We start from the raw sequence: 16,823 nt of genomic DNA, 5'->3' as shown, positions 1-16,823 counted from the left end.
GTGACATCCGTCTAGGCGTGGCTGCAGAGATCGGCCGGGCTAGAATATGCCTTTGGAGCATCGAAAGCCCGTCATGAAGCTCAAGATTTACGCCGGCGCCGAGGTCCGCGAACTGCGTCGCAAGCTGCACCTCAACCAGTCCGAGTTCTGGACTCCCTTCCAGACGACTCAGAGCGGCGGCAGCCGGTACGAGTCCAGTCGCGACATCCCGAACCCCGTCTAAGTGCTCCTGAACATCGCTTTCAACACCGATGCTAAGGCCGCAGCGATCTTCGACGAGCTGCGTGCGTCCGGGAAGCCGAAGAAAAAAACCAAGGCCGCCCAAGCCGGGGGCAACTAGAGCCCGGGGACTGCAGCGTCGAAATGAGCCGCATGCATCAAAATACCTCCTCATAGCCAGATGCAATAGGTTATCCACAGCCGAGTGCGCTGAACGGTGTTAATCTTTGGTCGTCCAACTTAAGCCGCCATCCCAAGCGGCTTTTTGTTCGTCAATACGGAGAACATCATGAGCATCGCTATGTCACGCAACAACGAAGCGGGAGCCCGCCTCGTCGGCGTGGCTCGATCGACCGAAGCGGCGAGCATCAACCTCATCGACGCCGTCGACGGAACGGTCGACGCATTGGTGGGCCTGGCGGGCGTAATGAACGGCTTTAACCGCATGATCGCGTCGATCTGCGAAGAGGTTGCGACGGCCGAGTGCATCGAGGGGCGTTACATTGACGCGAACGACGAAGCGGTGGACGCCCTTGGCCATGCTGCCAGCAGCCTGAAGGATCAGCTCACCAGCCTAGTGCGCAAGCGCGCGAGCATCGACAAGGATGGGCGGCTCAAGGGCCACCACTGCGAATCCCTGCACGACGCCTACGAGCAAGCGATCGAGGCCGTTGCGGAACTTGCGGAGTCCTGCATGCAGATGCGCGCCGCTATCATTCGTCACGACTTGGCGGCCGAGCCACGCAGCGGGGAAGCTTTCGCCACGGCTGAAGCCTTGATCGAGAGCCTGCGCAACGCATGACGGTCACCGGGGCGGGCGGCGTCGTAATCACACATTGGCGGAAGTCGAGACGTTTCCATAAGGATTACGACAAGCTTAGCCTCGATCTGCGTGACTTGGTCGACGCAAAGCTCCAGGATCTTGCGCGCCCCTTACGTCCGGCGGGGCTCGCATTCGAGAAGCTCAAGGGCCATTCAGCTCCGGACATTTACACCGTGCACGTCACTGGCAACTACAAGATCTCGATGGAGATCGATGGCACGTCTGCCTTTCTTCGCCGCGTGGCCAATCACGACGAGATTGATCGGTCCCCCTGAGTCGACTAGCGCCGATCACCCTTTAATCCGCTTGAACGGTAACTCGCAGACCACCAGGCATGTGCGACGCATGCTCGCTACGTTCGCAATAGCGGCATCCGCCGGGTGAGTCTGGACCGCGTGCCGATATCGGGCGGCAGACTCGACCGCTACAAGCGCATCGTGGGCCGGGTGTCCTGCGCGGGCGTGGATGCGAACGCCGCCCAGGTGCGCCGCGGCATGGCGTGGGGGTATGACCGCTACGCGAAGGACAAGACGTTGTATCGCCTGCAGGATGAGGCGCGCAGCGCCGGGCGCGGTCTATGGGTCGATCGGTATCCGGTCGCACCGTGGGACTGGCGCCGGCAGCGAGGGTAGCGACGAAGGAAGACCGGGCGCTGCTGGGTCAATGCTTCGAGCCGCTCGCCGGCCATTCGATAGAACGGTTCTTCGAGACTATCTGGCGCTGCACATCGTCTCCGATACCGGTCGACCTCACAGACTCCATCAATGCCTCTTCCGCCTTGGCGATGCGCTCGCGTTCCCGCAGTGAAGAGCGGAAGCGCCTGAGCTCCTCTTGCCAGTACGCGTGAGCCAAGACCGAGTGGGTCGAAAAACCAACGGCAGCGCCTGCCATTGCGACCGTAAGCGCATAAATTGGCATCTTGGCCTCGACAAGGACCGATGGCACGAGCGTCAGGATTGCCGCCAGCACATTACCTGCTGCGTACAGCCACACAGTCTTCACTGCCTTACGTGCCTTCGCCTCGAGATCCCGATGCTCAGTCGGCGATAGGTTTGGTGCCTCGGTCACATCCGTAACCTTCAGGGCGAAGGCCATCACCGTCACCCATACCGTTCCGATGAACACGGCAGAGGTCTTGGAAATCGCACCGATCAGGTGATAGGGCGCCCAGAGAAACAAAGCCCAACCCGCGAGCGCTCCGAGCAGCATCAGGCCCGCTTGAGCAACACGTCTCGCCGGATTGAGCATGGTCTTCATGTCTTCAGCTTATACGGGGATCTGTCTGCTTTCCACCAACTCTTTCAGCCACGTGGACATCGCCGAGAAGGCCTTGTCGGCCAACAAGACGCCCTCCCTGGATTCGATCCTGCAGTTCTTCGAGAGTTTGAGCTCGCCCGCCGCAATCGTCTGGCCGTTGTTCAGGGTGATGACGGTTTCGAGGTCCTCCGCGTTTCGCAGGTTCAACGCAATCCTGTCGAGCAGGCGCTGAGCGTCCTCGTTCGTCTTGCGCTTGTAGGACACGTGCAGCCACGCTTCAATGTTGCCGTCCAATGCGGCAGCCCAGTTGAAGCCGGGCCCACTCTCTCCCTCGAGCAATGCCGACACGGCCTCGAGCATCGCACCGCCGACCTCGATTCGTCCGCTCGTTACCGCAGAACTGGCAGTCGGCGCCGCGGGCACTGCATGCAGCAACGGTCCGCCTACCTTGACATCCTTAACATGCGATGCGCTGAGCTGCTCCAGTGCCGAGCGTCCATATTGGTTGACCAGCTTCACGGAACAGGCGCTGCCATCGGCGCCAAGTAGCCAGGATAAATGTGACTCGAACTGACCGGCGCGCACGGCTGCGGATTGAATCACGATCACCAAGTCGCCAAGCACGTAGAAGTAGAGCAGTCCGTCGACCCATTGCCGCTCTTTGCCATCGTCTCCAGGCGGGGCCTTGATCTGGTCGACGGTGAGGGCCTCGGCTGTGAGATCCTCGAGAACTGAGACCGCGCTCGCGCCGCGCTCGAAGGCTGTAAAGATGCCGGCAATCCCCCCGTCCACCGGATAGTGCTGCGCTACGATACGAAATGCGGCCGGGCTTGTTGGCTCGGCTCGATCCCGAACGATTGCCTTTCCGGCCAGCGCGGTCGCTAGGCGGCTCTGGAGGGAGCCCATTGCAGGGGTGATCTCAGCGCGCTTGCAGAAGAGTTTACGTGGGCTTTTTTCGTTGGCCATCCAAAGGTCTCCATCCTTGATATTCATGGCTGAGTGGGTTGGTTTTCCCGCTTCTTGGCCGTGTTGGTCACCAGAGCAATCAGGGCCACCCGCCTGCTACCCGAGAGATCGCCATAATCTGAGCGCTCGGATCAATGCTGGTGGTGGTGCACCCTGCCGGGATACTTCGCGAGGTAGCTCCGGCGCATCAGAACGGCTCGATAGCCCTGAAGGCGCCGGTTCTGGTCATCAGTCGGCGGTTTTCGAAGCGGCCCAGCGCCTCAACGACATCGACCGACTCAAGCGCGTCGAAGTTGATCTGCACCCACTCCTCCCGGCGCACACGGACGGATAGCAGGTACTGGTCGGTCTCGTGACCGGTGCTCGGGTCCGCCCGCTGCGTGAAGCCGGAGAGGATCACCTCGGAGAGGGTGGGCAGCAGCGCGAAGGCCTCGGCGATCAACCGAAACGTGATCGAGTGCACGTGCTCGGCGTAGAGCTGCTGAACCTTCGTCTGGCTCAGCTCCTTCACCGATAGCTTGTAGCCACGCTGCGGCACGCCAGCCACCTTCGTCGGCATGTCTTCGATCTCGGGAAGATCGACGTCGAACACCAGGCGCGCGCCGCCGTCCTGAATCTCGAACGACACCAGCGTCTCGCGCGGCCACACGATGTCCTGCAAGGCCTGCTCGAGGAAGATCTCCATGAACGTGACCTTCCCGGCCGCGGCCTGGCTCATAAGGATCGACTTCCGCCGCTCGGCGTTCTCGTGCTCCTCCTTCGCTTGCTCCCAGTCCTGCAGTGCCGCTCGGTACGCTCCTTCCGCGCGGGCGTTCTCCTTTTCGACCGAGTCGGCGCCGCCGAAGAGCTTCTTGAGGAAACCCGGTGTCTTTCGCTGCGGCGGCGATGGGCGGGGATCGTCGAACGGGGATGGCTGATACGCCGGGTGATCGGTCGGGCGCGGGGCGAAGTGATGGAGCATGCGCAGCGCGCCGACCTGCGCATTGATCTCGTCGCACTTCGACTGCATCAGGTTGCGAAGGGAATCGCCCTGCTGGCGTTTCGCGACCGCGACGAGCTCGCTTGAGAGTGGGTACCCGGCCTCGTCCTTGAAAATCATTGTGCCGTCGTCTTCAACGCCAACGGTCACACTCATCGAGACCTTGCCCGAGCTCGACGTCGCCGGGGCCCGCCTACCGCCTGTAGCGCCAGGGCCGAGCCGTTCTCGGAACGACAGGCCCGTGCCGGGAATGCCAGCGTTCAGGTAGGTCCCGCGCTTCCCGATGCCGATTGAGGCGCCACGTGGACCGAGGGACCAGCTCACACCGCCGCCCGAGAAGTTCATTCGGATGCCGGGTGCGAGCTTGACGGATTTGCGGAATCGAAGCGCCATGACTAGGACGTTATGTTAGTCGCTTGTAATCTATCATATTATGCAATCGGCAGCTCTGGTGACGCGTCACACATTGGGCACTCTCGAGCATCCATAGCCGCGCAGGCCACCAGCCCGATAGCCAGGAGGGGCAGGAGATGAGGGGATCACTCAAGGTGCTACTGCTGCTGTCCGTCGCCATGCCCGGGCTTGGGTACGGCCACGGCGGCGGACTCGACGCGAAGGGTTGCCACATGAACAGGAAGACCGGCGACTATCCCTGCCACCGTGCGGGCTACTCCCCACCGCCTCCGGCCATGAATTCCGCTCCCGTGCAGCGCCTGGCGCCTTCGCCGGCCGCGCAGCCTCAGCGGTTTGCAGGCAGTGGGGGCGCATCTGGTGCGCGACCGGCGGGCACAACGGAAACGAATGCTCTGGCCCAGATCGTTGAGCGCCAGGAGGCGACGATCATGCGGCTGATGAGCGAAATCGCCGAGCTGAAGGCGGAAGCCGCGGCGTGCCGCTCTAGCCGGCGATGAGCGAAACATGGTCTCGCGTGCGTACCACTCTGCCAACGCGCGTTCCGTGCGTACCGGCTGCGTACCAATCGCGTGCGTACTGCTGAGGCTCGCTCGGGCACGGGCGGCAGCGCCTTGCCAGGATCGGGGCTCAGGGATTCCACCAGGCGGTGGACGCGTTCCGCGCGGGCGGCAGGGCTACCGCTCATGGCCTGGCCCTCGTGCATGTCCCGGGGGAGGGTAGCGCGCCGCCGATCGTCCATGAAAAACCCGCCACGTGGGCGGGTCTCGTTCCGGGTTCATCGTTGCCTCTCGGCCCAGTCCATCACTTCCTTGGCCTTCCAGCGCTTCATCGCGCGCTCACCGCCGAGCGTGATCGCCTTGGGGAACCCCGGCTTGTGCGCCCACTTCTCGGCCACGGTGCGAGGCGACACGCCGAGATATTCGCCGACTCGCTCAGCGTCCCACAGAATGCGATCCGGCGGCAGGGGCGGGCGCTCGAGCGCGGCGGCAAGCCGCTCCAGAATGGGGGCGAGCTCGGTCACGTTGCGCCCCCCGCTGGCCGCGCGCTCGAAGGTATCGACAAGCTCGGAACTCATGGCTCAACACCCCTCTTCCGGCAGTTCAGGTGGTACGTCGCCTCGTCGCCGACATGGGCCATTGCCGCAATCGTGTCGAAGGAATGCGCCAGGGCGCACAGCAGCGTGAAGACGCTGTCGGCGCCATGGAACGATCCAGCGGGGTGACCGCCTCGCGCGTCACTTTCAACGGTACACGCGATCCCTTCGCAGACTTGGGCAAGGCGCAGCGCTTCATCCGTGGCGTGCTCGGTCAGGCTCGCGAACTCTTCCATATCCTTGTCGCTGATGCTGCCCTTCGCGTACTCGAACAACGTCGACATGGTGTCGTACATGGGGCGCCTCATGCTGATTCTCCTGAGAAGGGGGCTTGGAGCAGTTCGCGCGCCTCGCCGATCAGTGTCATCGACATGCCGAGCGCGTTGCAGAGGGAGTGCCGGTCCAGCGAATCAAGGTCGCCCGTGCTGTCGAGAGTGAAGACGAGATCAATGACGCTACACACCGTCGCGAGCTTCAGGTCGATCGCATCCACATCCAGGGTTTTGGCGCGCGTGCTCATGACTTGCTCCCGTCGGCGGTGTTGCTGGTGGTGGTCAGTGCAGCGCGGGCGCGTGCAATGCCCTCGGTGGCGCCGTCGAGCAGGGTCAGCACGGCGGCCCGCTCGGTAGGCTTGAACTGCGTCAGGGCGATCGCGCCGGCAAGGCAGGCGTCAGCGAGCTCGAGGCGCGACAGGGTGTCGTCGTGCTGGGGGCGGGTGGGGTGTTGCGCGAGGTGCTTTCGCGCGGCGGCAGTGGGGCTGGGTCGGGCGGGCGTGCCCGTGGAGGGGGTGTGCATGGTGCGTGCTCCTGGTCGATTGAATCGGCCAGCTCCCGCCGCCAAGCGGGGTGGCTGGCAACTGCGAGGTTGGCGGACCGGGACCAAGGCACCGGCAAGCCTTGCGGCTTCCTCGCAGCGCCAGCCATTGAACGAGCGCATGCGATGGACGAAAAAAATCCGCCAGGGGCGGCGGACACGTCCGCCTTGGTCATTTACGAGCCGCCAAGCTCGCGCACCGTTGTTTACGGCGCAAACGAATCATGCACTCCGGATTCTGCCGGGTCAAGCGGTCGGGTGCCGGGCGTCTGCGAATCTGAAGAGGCCGTCGACCCGGGCGAACTATGGTTTTCCAGCGTCCTCATGGGGTGGCATGCGCCTTCACCATCGCCCACCGCTTCTGTGCGGCCTCTCTGCACCGCTCGCGCCCTTCGGTGCTGGTTGGCCCCGTGCTCAGTCCGCCGTGTAACTTGCAGCGCCCGTTCATGTAGATCACGGTCAGCTTGCACGGCGTGCCCGCCCTGGTTCGTGCGCCGCAGGTCAGGCCGACGAGGTCGCGCGGCATCTGGGGATAGACAGGCGGCGGGTACTGGTAGCCCCGTTCAGCCCACTCGCGGGCGATGCGTTCGTGCTCCTCGTGATACGCCCGCCAGCGCCGACGGCGGTCACGTTCTGCAGCTGCAGAAACCTTCACATCTTTCAACATGCCGCACTCAATTCGTGTCGGTCCGTCTGGTCCGCCCTCAATTTGAGGACGAACCCGGAGCAGACGCGATCCGCCCCTCCACGCTCTGCCCTCGATCCGCGCGCTATGAATGGGGCGTCCTCAGTTTTCAGGACACCCACCGCCTTGGATCCCCGCGCGCGTCAGGGACGACCGTGGCGCGACCGTTCACAAATTTCTGAACCGTGAAATCCTCGCCCTCGGCGAAGCCGTACTTCTCGATGCGGCCCTTGATCCAGTTGGCGAACTCCTGCCTGCTCTCGACGAACGCTTGCGCCTCGCTGCTCCCCGGTCGGACCGGCGGGAGTCCTGCCTTCCAGTGTTCGTGGTGCTTCATTCGGCCCCTGTCTCGTCCCCGGTTGTCGCCTCTCCCGCTTGCGTATCGGCCGCAGGAGCGGGGAACGATGCGCCGGTAGTATCTCGGGCTACCGCGCCGCCTCGGTGGCCTCTGGGGGGCGATTCCGGGGGCGGCAGACAGCGCGGGCGATACAGCGGTGCGTCGGCCCCGTGTGCTCGGCCTTTCCATCGGCCTGAGAGCCCGCTTTTGCCGGTAACCATCCTGGTAACCATGCGCTGGTAACCATCGATCACAGCCCCCCCCTTTCCGTGTTGGACGGTCGGCCGACTGTCCGATCGATTCGCTTATAGCCCTAAGTTATAGCTCTGAGCTGGGTCGACCGGCGTCTGCGAATATGCAGGGGCCGTCGACATGGGCCGACCTCGCGTTTTCTTCGCCCCTCACGGGGTTCGCTTCTTCTTGGCCATTCCGTTGCTCGCTGACCGTGCCTTTCCCTGTGCGCTGGTTGGCCCCGTGCTCAATCCGCCGTGCAACTTGCAGCGCCCGTTGCGATAGATGGACGTGATCTTGCACGGCGTGCCGGCCCTGGTGCGTGCACCACAGGTCAGGCCGATGAGGTCATGCGGCATCGGCGGATAGACAGGCGGCGGGTGCTGGTAGCCGCGCTCACGCCATTCGTTTGCGAGCCGATCATGCTCGGCGTGATACTCCCTCCATCGGCGGCGGCGCTCTCGATCCGGATCAGTCTGCATTGCGTTCATCGTTGTTTCCCCCGTGCTGCTTCCTTCCTCGCGCGCGCGCATATTTCACCAATCGGGTTCGTGCGTACTTCACTGCGTACCGCTTCCTTGCGTAGCTGCAGCGGTCAATCGACGTTTGCAAAGCGTCCTTCCTCCCTGAGTGCATCACGCTTCCGAGAAAGGTGGATTCCGTCTCGAATCTGCCCCGCGTTGCGCAGCTTGGCTCGGTACGCCTGCTGGAAGGATAGGACGTTGATCGCGAACTCTGGATTCAGGTTGTTGAACCGCCGGGCGGCTTCGGCTGCCTCGGTCATCCCGTCGTGGTCTCCGGCCATGTTCGCCGCCACCCACAGGTTCAGGATCTCGCTGCGCCGATCCTGGAGCTTGGCCTCGCGCCCCTTCACCGCGTTGCGGCCCTCGTACATCTCGGCCAGTCGTGCAGGCTGGAACCCGAGCGCCGTCCCGACGATATCGGCGGGCGTGAGTTCGATCCCGAGATCATCGCCACGCCAGGACCGCACGCCCTCGTCGCTGTAGCGGTAGGCTCGCAGCGGGGCACTTGCGAACTTCGGCATCATCGCCTCGACGCCGCGGGAGAACTTGCCTTCCTCGAACGCCTTCGCGGCCGTGCCCATCTGGCCCGCGTAGCCCGCCACCGGCCCAAGCAGCGAAATCAGCCAGGCCTCTACGAGGTCGCGCCCCTCGGCCTCTTTCTGCGGTCCGCGGATCCACAGGTCGCCGAGACCGACGCGAGAGGCAAGATCCACGTTCAGCAGCATGCGCACGGGGCCGCGGGCGACTGCCTCGCCGCCTTCCTTGCCGAAAACGTCGGCCAGCATCTTCCGGTACTCTGCTTCCCAGTCCCACGGGTCATCCTCGTCGCCCATGCCCATGCTCAGCAGCCCAAGCAGTGGTGTTATCCCGAAGACGCCCAGCGGCAGGCCCAGCGACCCGGCAGCGGTGAAGTGCATCGCAGCGACGCCCACCAGCATCCGGCGCGCCTCCCGCCTCACCTCGGGGCTTTCGCCCTTCAATGCCTGGTAGGCGTTGCGCCAAAGCAGGTAGGTCATTTGCTGGCTGTACTGCTTGAACATCGTGATGACGCGCGTGAAGTTGCCATGCATGAACCGGGCGCGGTTGCTCGCCGAGTAGTCGAAATGCGTGCGGATCAGCGCACCGCGGGCGGCCTCGACGGCGCCGGCATGGTCCCGGCCGTTGCCGCGCGCCAGGCGATAGGCAGCCAGTGCCGAAACCTGTCGGTTGAAGACCTCGGGAACGTGGAAGGTCCAACCGACGATTTTCATCGCCCGATCGATCGCAAAGGCCCGCTTGCTCACTGTACTGTCCGTGTTCGCCGTTCCCGCCAAGTCGTGAGCCTGAGTCAGGTTGATGAGGCCCATGCTTTCCAGCTCGCGAATCGCTTGCTGCTCGTCGCCCGTGAGCTTGGGATTGCCCGCCATCACGAAGCCTGACCACTTCTCCCACTTTCCTCCGAAGTAGTCGCGCGCGGCCTGGGTGAGTGCCGTGCTGGCCTTGCCGAAGCCGTACCGGGCACCCAGCCAGGGCAGCGTCACGAACGGGGTCTGCGTCAGGTTCACCAGACCGCTCGCCACCGAGCCCCCCAGCGACATGACGAAGCCGACCTGTCCGGCTGCTGCCGCTACTGGGTGGGTGTTCGGGTTCATCAGGTAGTCCAGGCGCCGACTCAACTCGTTGATGACCTGTTGCTGTTCGGTTACATCCACGTCGCCGCGCGCGTCGCGGGCATCCTTTTGCATCTCGTCGAGCAGCAGGGCGAGTTCCTGCGCGTGGCGTATCTTCGCGATGTGGTGTCCGGCGTGCTGCATGCTTGCGGCGAAGGCCCGCATGGCGTCGGAGCTGAAGCCGGGCACGCCCTTGCGGTGGCGGAAGTGACGCCGGTAGCTGGCATCCGGAAGGGTCCCGATCGCCAGCTGGTTCAGGTTGTCCATCAGCTTCGCTTTCTGGTCCGCCGGCATCTCCAGGGCGTTGATTTTCTCCAGCACGTCGCCGATGAACTGGCCGGCGGCGCCGTCTCGGGTGGCCGAGTACTGCGCCTTGCTCGTCGCCTTCACCGTCCATCCGGCGCCGCGGAGCTGGCGCATTCGCAGCTCGCGCTGCGCGCTCGACTCGAAGGTCTCGACGATACGCTCGTTGCCCTTGTCCGCGATCAGCATCAGCTCACCGAAGCGAGCCAACGGGAAGTAAGGGCCGTCCTTGAGGTAGTTGTCGAACTCGAGTCGGATCTGTGCCGCGATGCGGGCGCCGTTGGTGCCGGCGTTCTCCGCGCGGTTGGCCAGCCCGTCGCGGATCGACAGCAGAGTTTCGCGGTAGGTGTCGCGCACGTCCCGGTAGAGCGATTGTGCCGCTGGCGGAAGTGCCTTCCACATGCGCAGCATGTTCGCCTGCTCGGTGTTGAGCGCGCCCGTGCGGTGGGCCTCCGGGTCGAACTGCGCCAGGGTCGCGCGGTGCATGAGATCGGATACCCGGTCTGCGGCTTCGGAAGGCAGCTCGCGCCAGCGTTCGAGGATCACGTCTGCGCGCTCGGCAATCCGCTGGCGCACCGTGTCCATGTTGCGCACCACCTCGTCAAAGCGCCGAACGCCCGGCATCGAGTCGCCCCAGATGTCGGTGATCTGGTCCCGCGTGAGCGCACCCATGGCCCAGCCGCGATTCGTGCGCAGCGCGTGGCTGATCCACTCGGCGGACGTGAGCTGCGGCGCCGGGGGCAGGGCGTTCGGGTCGGCTTGGGCCTGGGGGGCGCCTGCTGTGTCGCGGGCGTAGTGGGTGGGGGCGTCCTCTCGCACGCGGTGCACCGGTCGATTTCCGAAGCCGCCGACTTGGCGGTTTTGCGGGGCGTCATCGGCGACGGTGTACGGGCTCGCCTCGTCGCTGATGCGCATCACCTTCGCGTCACGCCCATCGAGGAAGTCACCGCCCCACGGTGTGCCGCTCATCCGCATGCTGTCGCCGTTCGCGGTGACCACATCCGACACCACGCCAAAGCGGATCAGCTCGCCCATCGCGAAATTCGTTTGAGCGCCAGCCGGCAGCACGATGAAGCGATGGCCCCCGCTGCCTGACTCGCGCGCCAGTGCACGCATGACCCCTTTAACCTTGCCGCGCGCTTCGGGCGATGCGTCATCGAGCATGGCGGCCGGCAGGTCGAGCAGCAGCGACACGCGCCCATCGGAGCCGGTCAGCACGAGCGTTGCGTGACCGCCAGGAATCTGCAGCGCCTTCGCGATCGACACCACGTCATCGGGTCCGCTGATCTCTGTGTTCAGCAACTGGTGCTGCAGCTCGGGTTTGCTCTTGAAGTCGATTCCGGCCAACTCTGGCGCATCGACGCGTTGCACATGTCCGCCACCCTGAATGACACTGTACTCATTGAAATCGATCACGACATGACCGAGCATGCCCGGGGCCTTCTGGTCGACGTCGTTGGTCAGTCGCAGATCCGCGACTGATGGCTCTGAGCGCCCGCTCGGGTGGTTGTGCAACAGGTAATAGCCGTCCGCGCCGAAGGCCTGCATGTCCTCGCGGACCTGCTCAGGCATGTTGTCCGGCACGCGCACGACCGCGGGCAGGCGACTCGAATAACCGTTCTCGCCGACGATTCGGCCGTTCTTGACGAAGAAGGCGCGGAAGGTCTCGAATCTCGGATCGCGATAGACCTGCGCCAGGGCGGCGAGGTCAGCAGGGCTGCTTACTGCTTGTCCGACGAGTTGGCTTGCTTCTCCAGCGACGAAGCCGTCGTAGAGTCGGGCACCAAGTAGGGAGAACGCGCCTCGATCAGCGCCACCGTTTCGCCGACCTTGGCTATTTTCGAGCCGTCGGAGTAGGTCTCGGAGTCCGCTCCGCCCAGCATCTCGCTGAGCTTCGGTGGTGCTTGGTCGGGTTTCGACATGCTCGTACACCTCATCTGGTTGAACAGTCACCGTCCATCGGCCGACGGGAGCCTTCTTCAGCTTCTGCGCGAACGCCTCGAGATTCTCGGGTGTGTTCAGCACCCGGTAACGCGCGGTGCCGGCCCTCAACTCGACGAACCCGATCTGCGTCCGCAGTCGCTCAAGCTCCCGATCTTGGTTATCGGCCCAGCTCGTGAGCGTTTCCGCCTCGGTGCGCTTGGTGGCCTTCAGGCTGGCGCGGCGGCGGGCGTCGGCGATGCGGTCCTTGAGTTGATTGTAGTCCGCAACGAGATCCGCGGGCGCCGTGCGCTGCTTGAGCACTTCGACCTGCGCGAGGAGCACGTCACGGCTCTTTGCCGTTTGCCCAGGTGCGACCGCGGGCGCGGCTTCTGGCGTTGCGGTGCTGGTCGGAATGTCCTGCTGCATGTCCGGTGCTGCGAGAGGTGTTGCTGGTGCGTCCACCGGGTCCGGCACGAGGCCGGACTCGAGTCGGTCGCGCGCTGCATTGCTCAGGTCGGCCCACGCCGTCTGTGCAAGTCGTCTGGCGATTACGTTAGGGGCGCCGGCCCTTGTCGCCCATCCTGCCCTCACGGCGACTTGCTGGCGTTGCTCGCCGGACATCGCCTCCCACCTGGTTGCAGCGTCGGGAGCTCCGCTATTCGCGGGCAGTGCTTGAATCGTGACGCCGCTCGGTATAGCAGGCGATGGGTCCGGTTGCATCGCGCCCGCGAGCCGATTGCGCAGCACATGACCCATGTTGCGCCAGGGCATAGCCTGCACATTGCGGCGCTGCACTGGGTTAAGGCCGGCGCGCTGGATGAGCGCATGACGTTCTTCTGCCGGCATGGTCTCCCAACGTGCGCCGGCTGAGTCGATATCCAAAGCCCCCGCAACTTTCCCTTGATCGACGCTCGCAAGTCCTGCCGCGGCGGGGGGCTCGTCCTCGATGGGCGCTTGATCCGAAGGCTGCGCGTCGGCCTGCGGCTGGAAGCGCTTCACTGCTGTCCGTTGCTCGGGCGTCAGGGCGTCGGCCGGTGCCAGCCCGAAGCCCGAGCCGTCGACGTTCGGCACTATGAGCACCGCGCGGCCGTTCTGTTCCAGCATCTGCGCCAGACGCTGCGCGTTCTCAAGTGGGACGGGCGACTGTTCCGGCGTGAAGGGCGCGAACTCGCCGAAATCCGAGATCGGGGCGCCGTCTGCCTGTGTAGCATCAGGGGAGGCGTTTCCGCCTTCCGGGCTTGTCGTCGCGCCTAGATTCCAGCCGACCAACTGATCCGCAGGGACATAGCTCGTGCTGGTTCTGCCGTCGATAGTGCCGCGCACCGGAACGAAAAGCCGGCCCCCCTGGTCCGGCTCGGGTGGGCCGACCACATCAACTGGCAGGTCAAAATCACCGTTGCGCCACACAACGCCGGGATTCCCTGCGGGCGTGGCAGGCTGTGCAGTAGGCGATGCGCCGGTATCGACGGCCAGCGCGGCAGCGGCCGACATCGGGCCGGTAGCAGGATCAAGCCCCATCTGCTGCGACGGCGTCGGCGCGAGCGGGAAGACGCCGGCTCGCGCAAGCGCCGACTCATCGATAATCGGGCGCGCGGTAAGTCCCAGTTCCGTTTCTTCAGATCGCAGCGAGACGGGCGCGAGGGCTGCACCAACATCGAATTCCTCGCCGGTCGGCCGGACGGAGCGGTCGTTTCGGGTCGGCCCCACAGCTGCGCCGCCCAGCCCGAGAACCCCCTCGGCTGCGGCATTCAGTGCCACGTCTTCGAGCAAGGCCTGATCGGGGAGCGTGCGGCGAGCACCGACGTTCGAGGCGAGTTGCTCGGCCGCGCCCTGGGTGCTTTCATCGAGCACGCCGACTGCCGCGTTTGCGAGACGGGTGCGGGCGGGCGCGACCCGCGCTGCCATCCCCTCGAGGCCGTACTTCCCACCCAGCGCACCGACGGCGCCCGCGGCCAGGATCTCGGGGGCGTGGCGCCCGAAGTCGCCGCCGATCTTTGCCTTTGCCTCGGCTTCACCCATGGTCTGACGCAAGCGCGCGTACTCCGGACTGGCCTCCTGCAGTTCCGCATCAGGCGTGCTGCTGATCTTCTCGAAGATGTTGCCGCGCACCTCGCCGGCCGACAGCCCGCCAGCAAGCCCCATTATGGCGCCGGTACGCGCGGCGGCGTCCAAGCCCTGCAGGCCTCGACCGACTGCGCCGAAGGGGCCGATGTTGCCGGCCACCTCTGCTATGGTGCCGAGCGGATCCTCGACGATCGCATGCTTCAGGTACGTGCCCGCCTTGTCTAGCTCACCGTCGGCGCTCGCGAGTTTCTGCCCCAGATCGGCGCGCGTCTGTTTCTTCCAATCGGACTGCTTCTCCTGCCCCGACTCGATGAACTCGCCGATGGCCTTCGATGGCGCCGACCCCGGCGCAACCAGATCGACGCCCGCCTTCGCCAGCCCGGCCGCCGCGTTCGCCGCATCGATCACCGAGTCATTCGCGTACGCGAAAAGGCTCCGCTTGGGCTTTGCAGAGCGGGTTTCGTTGTCGAGCTTGCCGCTGAAGGGCGTCAGGCCGGGGGGCGGCGGATCCAGTTCGCCATCAAACGGGATGAGTGCCATCAGTTGCCCCCCTGCAGAAAGCGGCGGCCGTTCTGGTCTTCATAGACTGGCTTGCCGTTCGACGTGCCCACGTAACGCATGCCATCCGGCGCGTCTTGTGTGGCTCGGGGCGTGACGACGGTCGCGGTGCCGTCGCGGTTCAGCAGCATCGGCACGCGACGGGTGCCCGCCATAGGTTGCGCAGGGTTGATGAGCTCTTCGCTATAGATGACCTGTGCGTTCATCTCGCGGTCCTTTCCATTCAGGACTCGAATCTGCTCGGCGGCCGCGGCGCGCTCTTCCGGGGTCTTCGCATTTTCATACGCCGCGTACAGCTTCTCCACACGCTCCAGGCCGCGCGCCTCGAAGCCGCGAACGCCTGCCTCGGCATCAGCACGCTGCTGATCAATGTCGAGCCGGCGGCGGTCGATCGCTGTTCGATTGACCTCGGCCTGCGCAGTGAGTCCGCGGTTTGCCGCGCCTTCGCGCTCGCGCATGGCAAGCTCGGCTTCAGTGCGCTGCCCCGCCATGTCGGCATTGCGCATTGCGACTGTCGCATTTAGGCGCGTGCGCCCCATGCCCTTCATGGACTCTCGAAGAGCGGACTCTCGGAACCGTGCGTTCGTTTCCTCGGCAGCAGAGTTGCCGATGACGCCGCCGCGAGGCCCGCCATCCGATCCGGCCTGCGCGTCGAGATAGCTCTGGCGGATGGCGTTGGCTGCAGCCATGCGCTCGTTGCCGGCGTTCAGATCGAAGCCGCGCGTGTAGTTTTGCGGCAGTGCGCCTTCGCCGTTGCCCGAAAACTCCATCACGCCGTTGGCACCACGACGCGCGGTGATGTTCGAGCCTCGAACCTGCTGCTCTGCGTTGTAGAAGCCTAGCGCCTGATCGTTTGCGCCACGCATCCCGGTTGGCGCCTCGCGTTGCCAGGCGGAACGGTAGGCGTCGCCAGCATCGTTGCGCTGCTGCTCGGTCAGGGCGGACGGGTTGAAGCCTCGCGGTTCGGTGGCGGTCGGCGTGCGTGCGGGGGCGCTTGCTTGGCTCCGAAGCGCAGTTTCGGAGGTCGCCGGTTGCGGCTTGGGTTGCGCAGAGAATCCGGCGGCAGGCCGCGTGCCTTCGATCGGCGTGGCGTCACCAGTAACCGCTGTCTTCAGCGCATTGGCTGCCGGGTCGATCAATGTCTTCACGCCGCGACCAATGTCGTCGGCCAAGCCGAGCGCGGGCACAGCCGTATTCCGCACGGTCGCGCCAATTGCAGCCGGGACGCCCCCCTTCTGGTAGGCCTCGGCGATGTTCTGACTTGCGCCTCGGATCGCGGTGTCCGTACCCGGGAAGGCGGCGCGGAAGCCGCGAGCAATCTCGCTGTTTGCGCCCTCGTACATCCCTTGCCCACCAGAGCGCTCCAAGCGCGCCTGATTGCCAAGCGCAACAGCGCCCATCTGGGGGCTCGGCCCGGTGCGGCGGCGTTCATCATCGACAAGCCCCCCATCGGAAAAGTAGAGCTCGCCCTCGTGCTGCTTGAAGCCCTGGGCCGCGACAGGGGTGTGGGTAGCGTCCTTCATCTGGTCGAGCACCTGTGCGCCGACGGCATGCACCGCCTCGGGCGGCATCTGGTATTCGCCGTTGCTCAAATTGACCGGGACGGGCTTGCCCATGTCGTTCATCGCCTTCTCGCCGATTTTCGCGGTCGAGTCTGCCGGCATGATGTAGCTGCCCTTGGGAACTTCGGTCTTGATGCTGTCGGACGTGCCGGAGCCCGGCCCTTTGATCTTTCCGCCTTGACTGACGTTGCGCTCTTTGCGCGAGTGAAAGCCGTACATGGTCGTTGCCCCGATATCTGATTTGAACGATCAAATGGTCGGGTTCGCTTCTATCTGACTCCAGCCCTAGAGGGGGGCAGTGCAGGGCGTCGGCGACTTCAGTCAGATTTGGCTTTGCTTGTCCGCGCGCGTACAAATCCAACTGAAGTTTTCTGAAGGTGCATATGGGCGGCGTTTCCTGCCTTTAGGGACTCGCGAAACCCG

General features: G+C 64.7%; 16 protein-coding genes and 1 pseudogene. 5 read left to right on the top strand and 12 right to left on the bottom strand.

Translation table 11 applies throughout. From position 1 onward, the window contains the following. Positions 1–73: 73 nt before the first annotated feature. The 4 genes and pseudogenes from P7F68_RS15035 to P7F68_RS15020 form a co-directional block, all read left to right on the top strand. Positions 74–220, top strand: a pseudogene (locus tag P7F68_RS15035) (helix-turn-helix domain-containing protein); the annotation flags it as partial. Positions 221–484: 264 nt separating this feature from the next. Next, the gene (locus tag P7F68_RS15030; RefSeq protein ID WP_277834334.1) at positions 485–1,021 is read left to right on the top strand and encodes a hypothetical protein; all 537 of its coding nucleotides are present in this window, start codon (positions 485–487) and stop codon (positions 1,019–1,021) included. Continuing rightward, positions 1,018–1,317: a hypothetical protein gene (locus tag P7F68_RS15025; protein ID WP_277834332.1), complete on the top strand. Its 300-nt coding sequence runs from the start codon at positions 1,018–1,020 to the stop codon at positions 1,315–1,317. The genes P7F68_RS15030 and P7F68_RS15025 overlap by 4 nt, the downstream gene beginning before the upstream one ends. Before the next feature lie 105 nt (positions 1,318–1,422). After that, positions 1,423–1,674, top strand: a complete 252-nt coding sequence (locus P7F68_RS15020) for a thermonuclease family protein (protein ID WP_277834330.1) — start codon at positions 1,423–1,425, stop codon at positions 1,672–1,674. 28 nt (positions 1,675–1,702) lie between these two features. Here P7F68_RS15020 and P7F68_RS15015 read toward each other — a convergent pair whose 3' ends face one another. The 3 genes from P7F68_RS15015 to P7F68_RS15005 all read right to left on the bottom strand — a co-directional run bounded on the left by P7F68_RS15015 (position 1,703) and on the right by P7F68_RS15005 (position 4,637). Further along, complete coding sequence (locus P7F68_RS15015; protein ID WP_277834328.1) at positions 1,703–2,299, bottom strand: hypothetical protein; 597 nt, start codon at positions 2,297–2,299, stop codon at positions 1,703–1,705. Positions 2,300–2,308: 9 nt separating this feature from the next. Further along, a complete protein-coding gene (locus P7F68_RS15010; RefSeq protein ID WP_277834326.1) occupies positions 2,309–3,265 on the bottom strand; it encodes a hypothetical protein in 957 nt (318 codons plus the stop codon). Positions 3,266–3,452: 187 nt separating this feature from the next. After that, complete coding sequence (locus P7F68_RS15005) at positions 3,453–4,637, bottom strand: DUF4236 domain-containing protein (RefSeq protein ID WP_277834324.1); 1,185 nt, start codon at positions 4,635–4,637, stop codon at positions 3,453–3,455. A 137-nt stretch (positions 4,638–4,774) separates the two neighbouring features. Between P7F68_RS15005 and P7F68_RS15000 the strand changes: the two genes are divergently transcribed. After that, positions 4,775–5,155, top strand: coding sequence for a YHYH domain-containing protein (locus P7F68_RS15000; RefSeq protein WP_277834322.1), 381 nt, complete (start codon positions 4,775–4,777; stop codon positions 5,153–5,155). Between the two features lie 278 nt (positions 5,156–5,433). Here P7F68_RS15000 and P7F68_RS14995 read toward each other — a convergent pair whose 3' ends face one another. From P7F68_RS14995 to P7F68_RS14955, 9 genes are all read right to left on the bottom strand, one after another. Beyond that, positions 5,434–5,733 (bottom strand): helix-turn-helix transcriptional regulator, encoded by a 300-nt coding sequence (locus P7F68_RS14995; protein ID WP_277834320.1) that lies wholly within the window; start codon positions 5,731–5,733, stop codon positions 5,434–5,436. Continuing rightward, positions 5,730–6,047 (bottom strand): hypothetical protein, encoded by a 318-nt coding sequence (locus tag P7F68_RS14990; protein ID WP_277834318.1) that lies wholly within the window; start codon positions 6,045–6,047, stop codon positions 5,730–5,732. The genes P7F68_RS14995 and P7F68_RS14990 overlap by 4 nt, the downstream gene beginning before the upstream one ends. An 8-nt stretch (positions 6,048–6,055) precedes the next feature. Continuing rightward, entirely contained in the window at positions 6,056–6,271 is a 216-nt protein-coding gene (locus P7F68_RS14985; RefSeq protein ID WP_277834317.1) for a hypothetical protein, read from the bottom strand. After that, the gene (locus P7F68_RS14980; protein WP_277834315.1) at positions 6,268–6,546 is read right to left on the bottom strand and encodes a hypothetical protein; all 279 of its coding nucleotides are present in this window, start codon (positions 6,544–6,546) and stop codon (positions 6,268–6,270) included. The genes P7F68_RS14985 and P7F68_RS14980 overlap by 4 nt, the downstream gene beginning before the upstream one ends. A gap of 340 nt (positions 6,547–6,886) precedes the next feature. Further along, a complete protein-coding gene (locus tag P7F68_RS14975) occupies positions 6,887–7,231 on the bottom strand; it encodes an HGGxSTG domain-containing protein (RefSeq protein WP_277834313.1) in 345 nt (114 codons plus the stop codon). A 127-nt stretch (positions 7,232–7,358) separates the two neighbouring features. Beyond that, complete coding sequence (locus tag P7F68_RS14970) at positions 7,359–7,586, bottom strand: antA/AntB antirepressor family protein (RefSeq protein ID WP_277834311.1); 228 nt, start codon at positions 7,584–7,586, stop codon at positions 7,359–7,361. Between the two features lie 401 nt (positions 7,587–7,987). Continuing rightward, positions 7,988–8,308: an HGGxSTG domain-containing protein gene (locus P7F68_RS14965; protein ID WP_277834308.1), complete on the bottom strand. Its 321-nt coding sequence runs from the start codon at positions 8,306–8,308 to the stop codon at positions 7,988–7,990. 104 nt (positions 8,309–8,412) lie between these two features. Then, entirely contained in the window at positions 8,413–14,820 is a 6,408-nt protein-coding gene (locus tag P7F68_RS14960; RefSeq protein ID WP_277834306.1) for a PLxRFG domain-containing protein, read from the bottom strand. After that, a complete protein-coding gene (locus P7F68_RS14955; RefSeq protein ID WP_277834304.1) occupies positions 14,820–16,619 on the bottom strand; it encodes a hypothetical protein in 1,800 nt (599 codons plus the stop codon). Before P7F68_RS14955 ends, P7F68_RS14960 begins: the two co-directional genes overlap by 1 nt. Positions 16,620–16,823 lie beyond the last annotated feature (204 nt).

It is taken from the genome of Thauera mechernichensis, from assembly GCF_029588855.1.
Classification (GTDB): Bacteria; Pseudomonadota; Gammaproteobacteria; order Burkholderiales; family Rhodocyclaceae; genus Thauera; species Thauera mechernichensis.
Note: the sequence above shows the minus strand (reverse complement) of the source record. Positions and strands in the feature narration are given on the sequence as shown.

Bases quoted from the DNA above. Each gene is read 5' to 3' on its own strand.
- P7F68_RS15025 (WP_277834332.1), top strand. From the start codon at position 1,018: ATGACGGTCACCGGGGCGGGCGGCGTCGTAATCACACATTGGCGGAAG.
- P7F68_RS15015 (WP_277834328.1), bottom strand. From the start codon at position 2,299: ATGAAGACCATGCTCAATCCGGCGAGACGTGTTGCTCAAGCGGGCCTG.
- P7F68_RS15010 (WP_277834326.1), bottom strand. From the start codon at position 3,265: ATGGCCAACGAAAAAAGCCCACGTAAACTCTTCTGCAAGCGCGCTGAG.
- P7F68_RS15005 (WP_277834324.1), bottom strand. From the start codon at position 4,637: ATGGCGCTTCGATTCCGCAAATCCGTCAAGCTCGCACCCGGCATCCGA.
- P7F68_RS15000 (WP_277834322.1), top strand. From the start codon at position 4,775: ATGAGGGGATCACTCAAGGTGCTACTGCTGCTGTCCGTCGCCATGCCC.
- P7F68_RS14995 (WP_277834320.1), bottom strand. From the start codon at position 5,733: ATGAGTTCCGAGCTTGTCGATACCTTCGAGCGCGCGGCCAGCGGGGGG.
- P7F68_RS14990 (WP_277834318.1), bottom strand. From the start codon at position 6,047: ATGTACGACACCATGTCGACGTTGTTCGAGTACGCGAAGGGCAGCATC.
- P7F68_RS14985 (WP_277834317.1), bottom strand. From the start codon at position 6,271: ATGAGCACGCGCGCCAAAACCCTGGATGTGGATGCGATCGACCTGAAG.
- P7F68_RS14980 (WP_277834315.1), bottom strand. From the start codon at position 6,546: ATGCACACCCCCTCCACGGGCACGCCCGCCCGACCCAGCCCCACTGCC.
- P7F68_RS14975 (WP_277834313.1), bottom strand. From the start codon at position 7,231: ATGTTGAAAGATGTGAAGGTTTCTGCAGCTGCAGAACGTGACCGCCGT.
- P7F68_RS14970 (WP_277834311.1), bottom strand. From the start codon at position 7,586: ATGAAGCACCACGAACACTGGAAGGCAGGACTCCCGCCGGTCCGACCG.
- P7F68_RS14965 (WP_277834308.1), bottom strand. From the start codon at position 8,308: ATGAACGCAATGCAGACTGATCCGGATCGAGAGCGCCGCCGCCGATGG.
- P7F68_RS14960 (WP_277834306.1), bottom strand. From the start codon at position 14,820: ATGGCACTCATCCCGTTTGATGGCGAACTGGATCCGCCGCCCCCCGGC.
- P7F68_RS14955 (WP_277834304.1), bottom strand. From the start codon at position 16,619: ATGTACGGCTTTCACTCGCGCAAAGAGCGCAACGTCAGTCAAGGCGGA.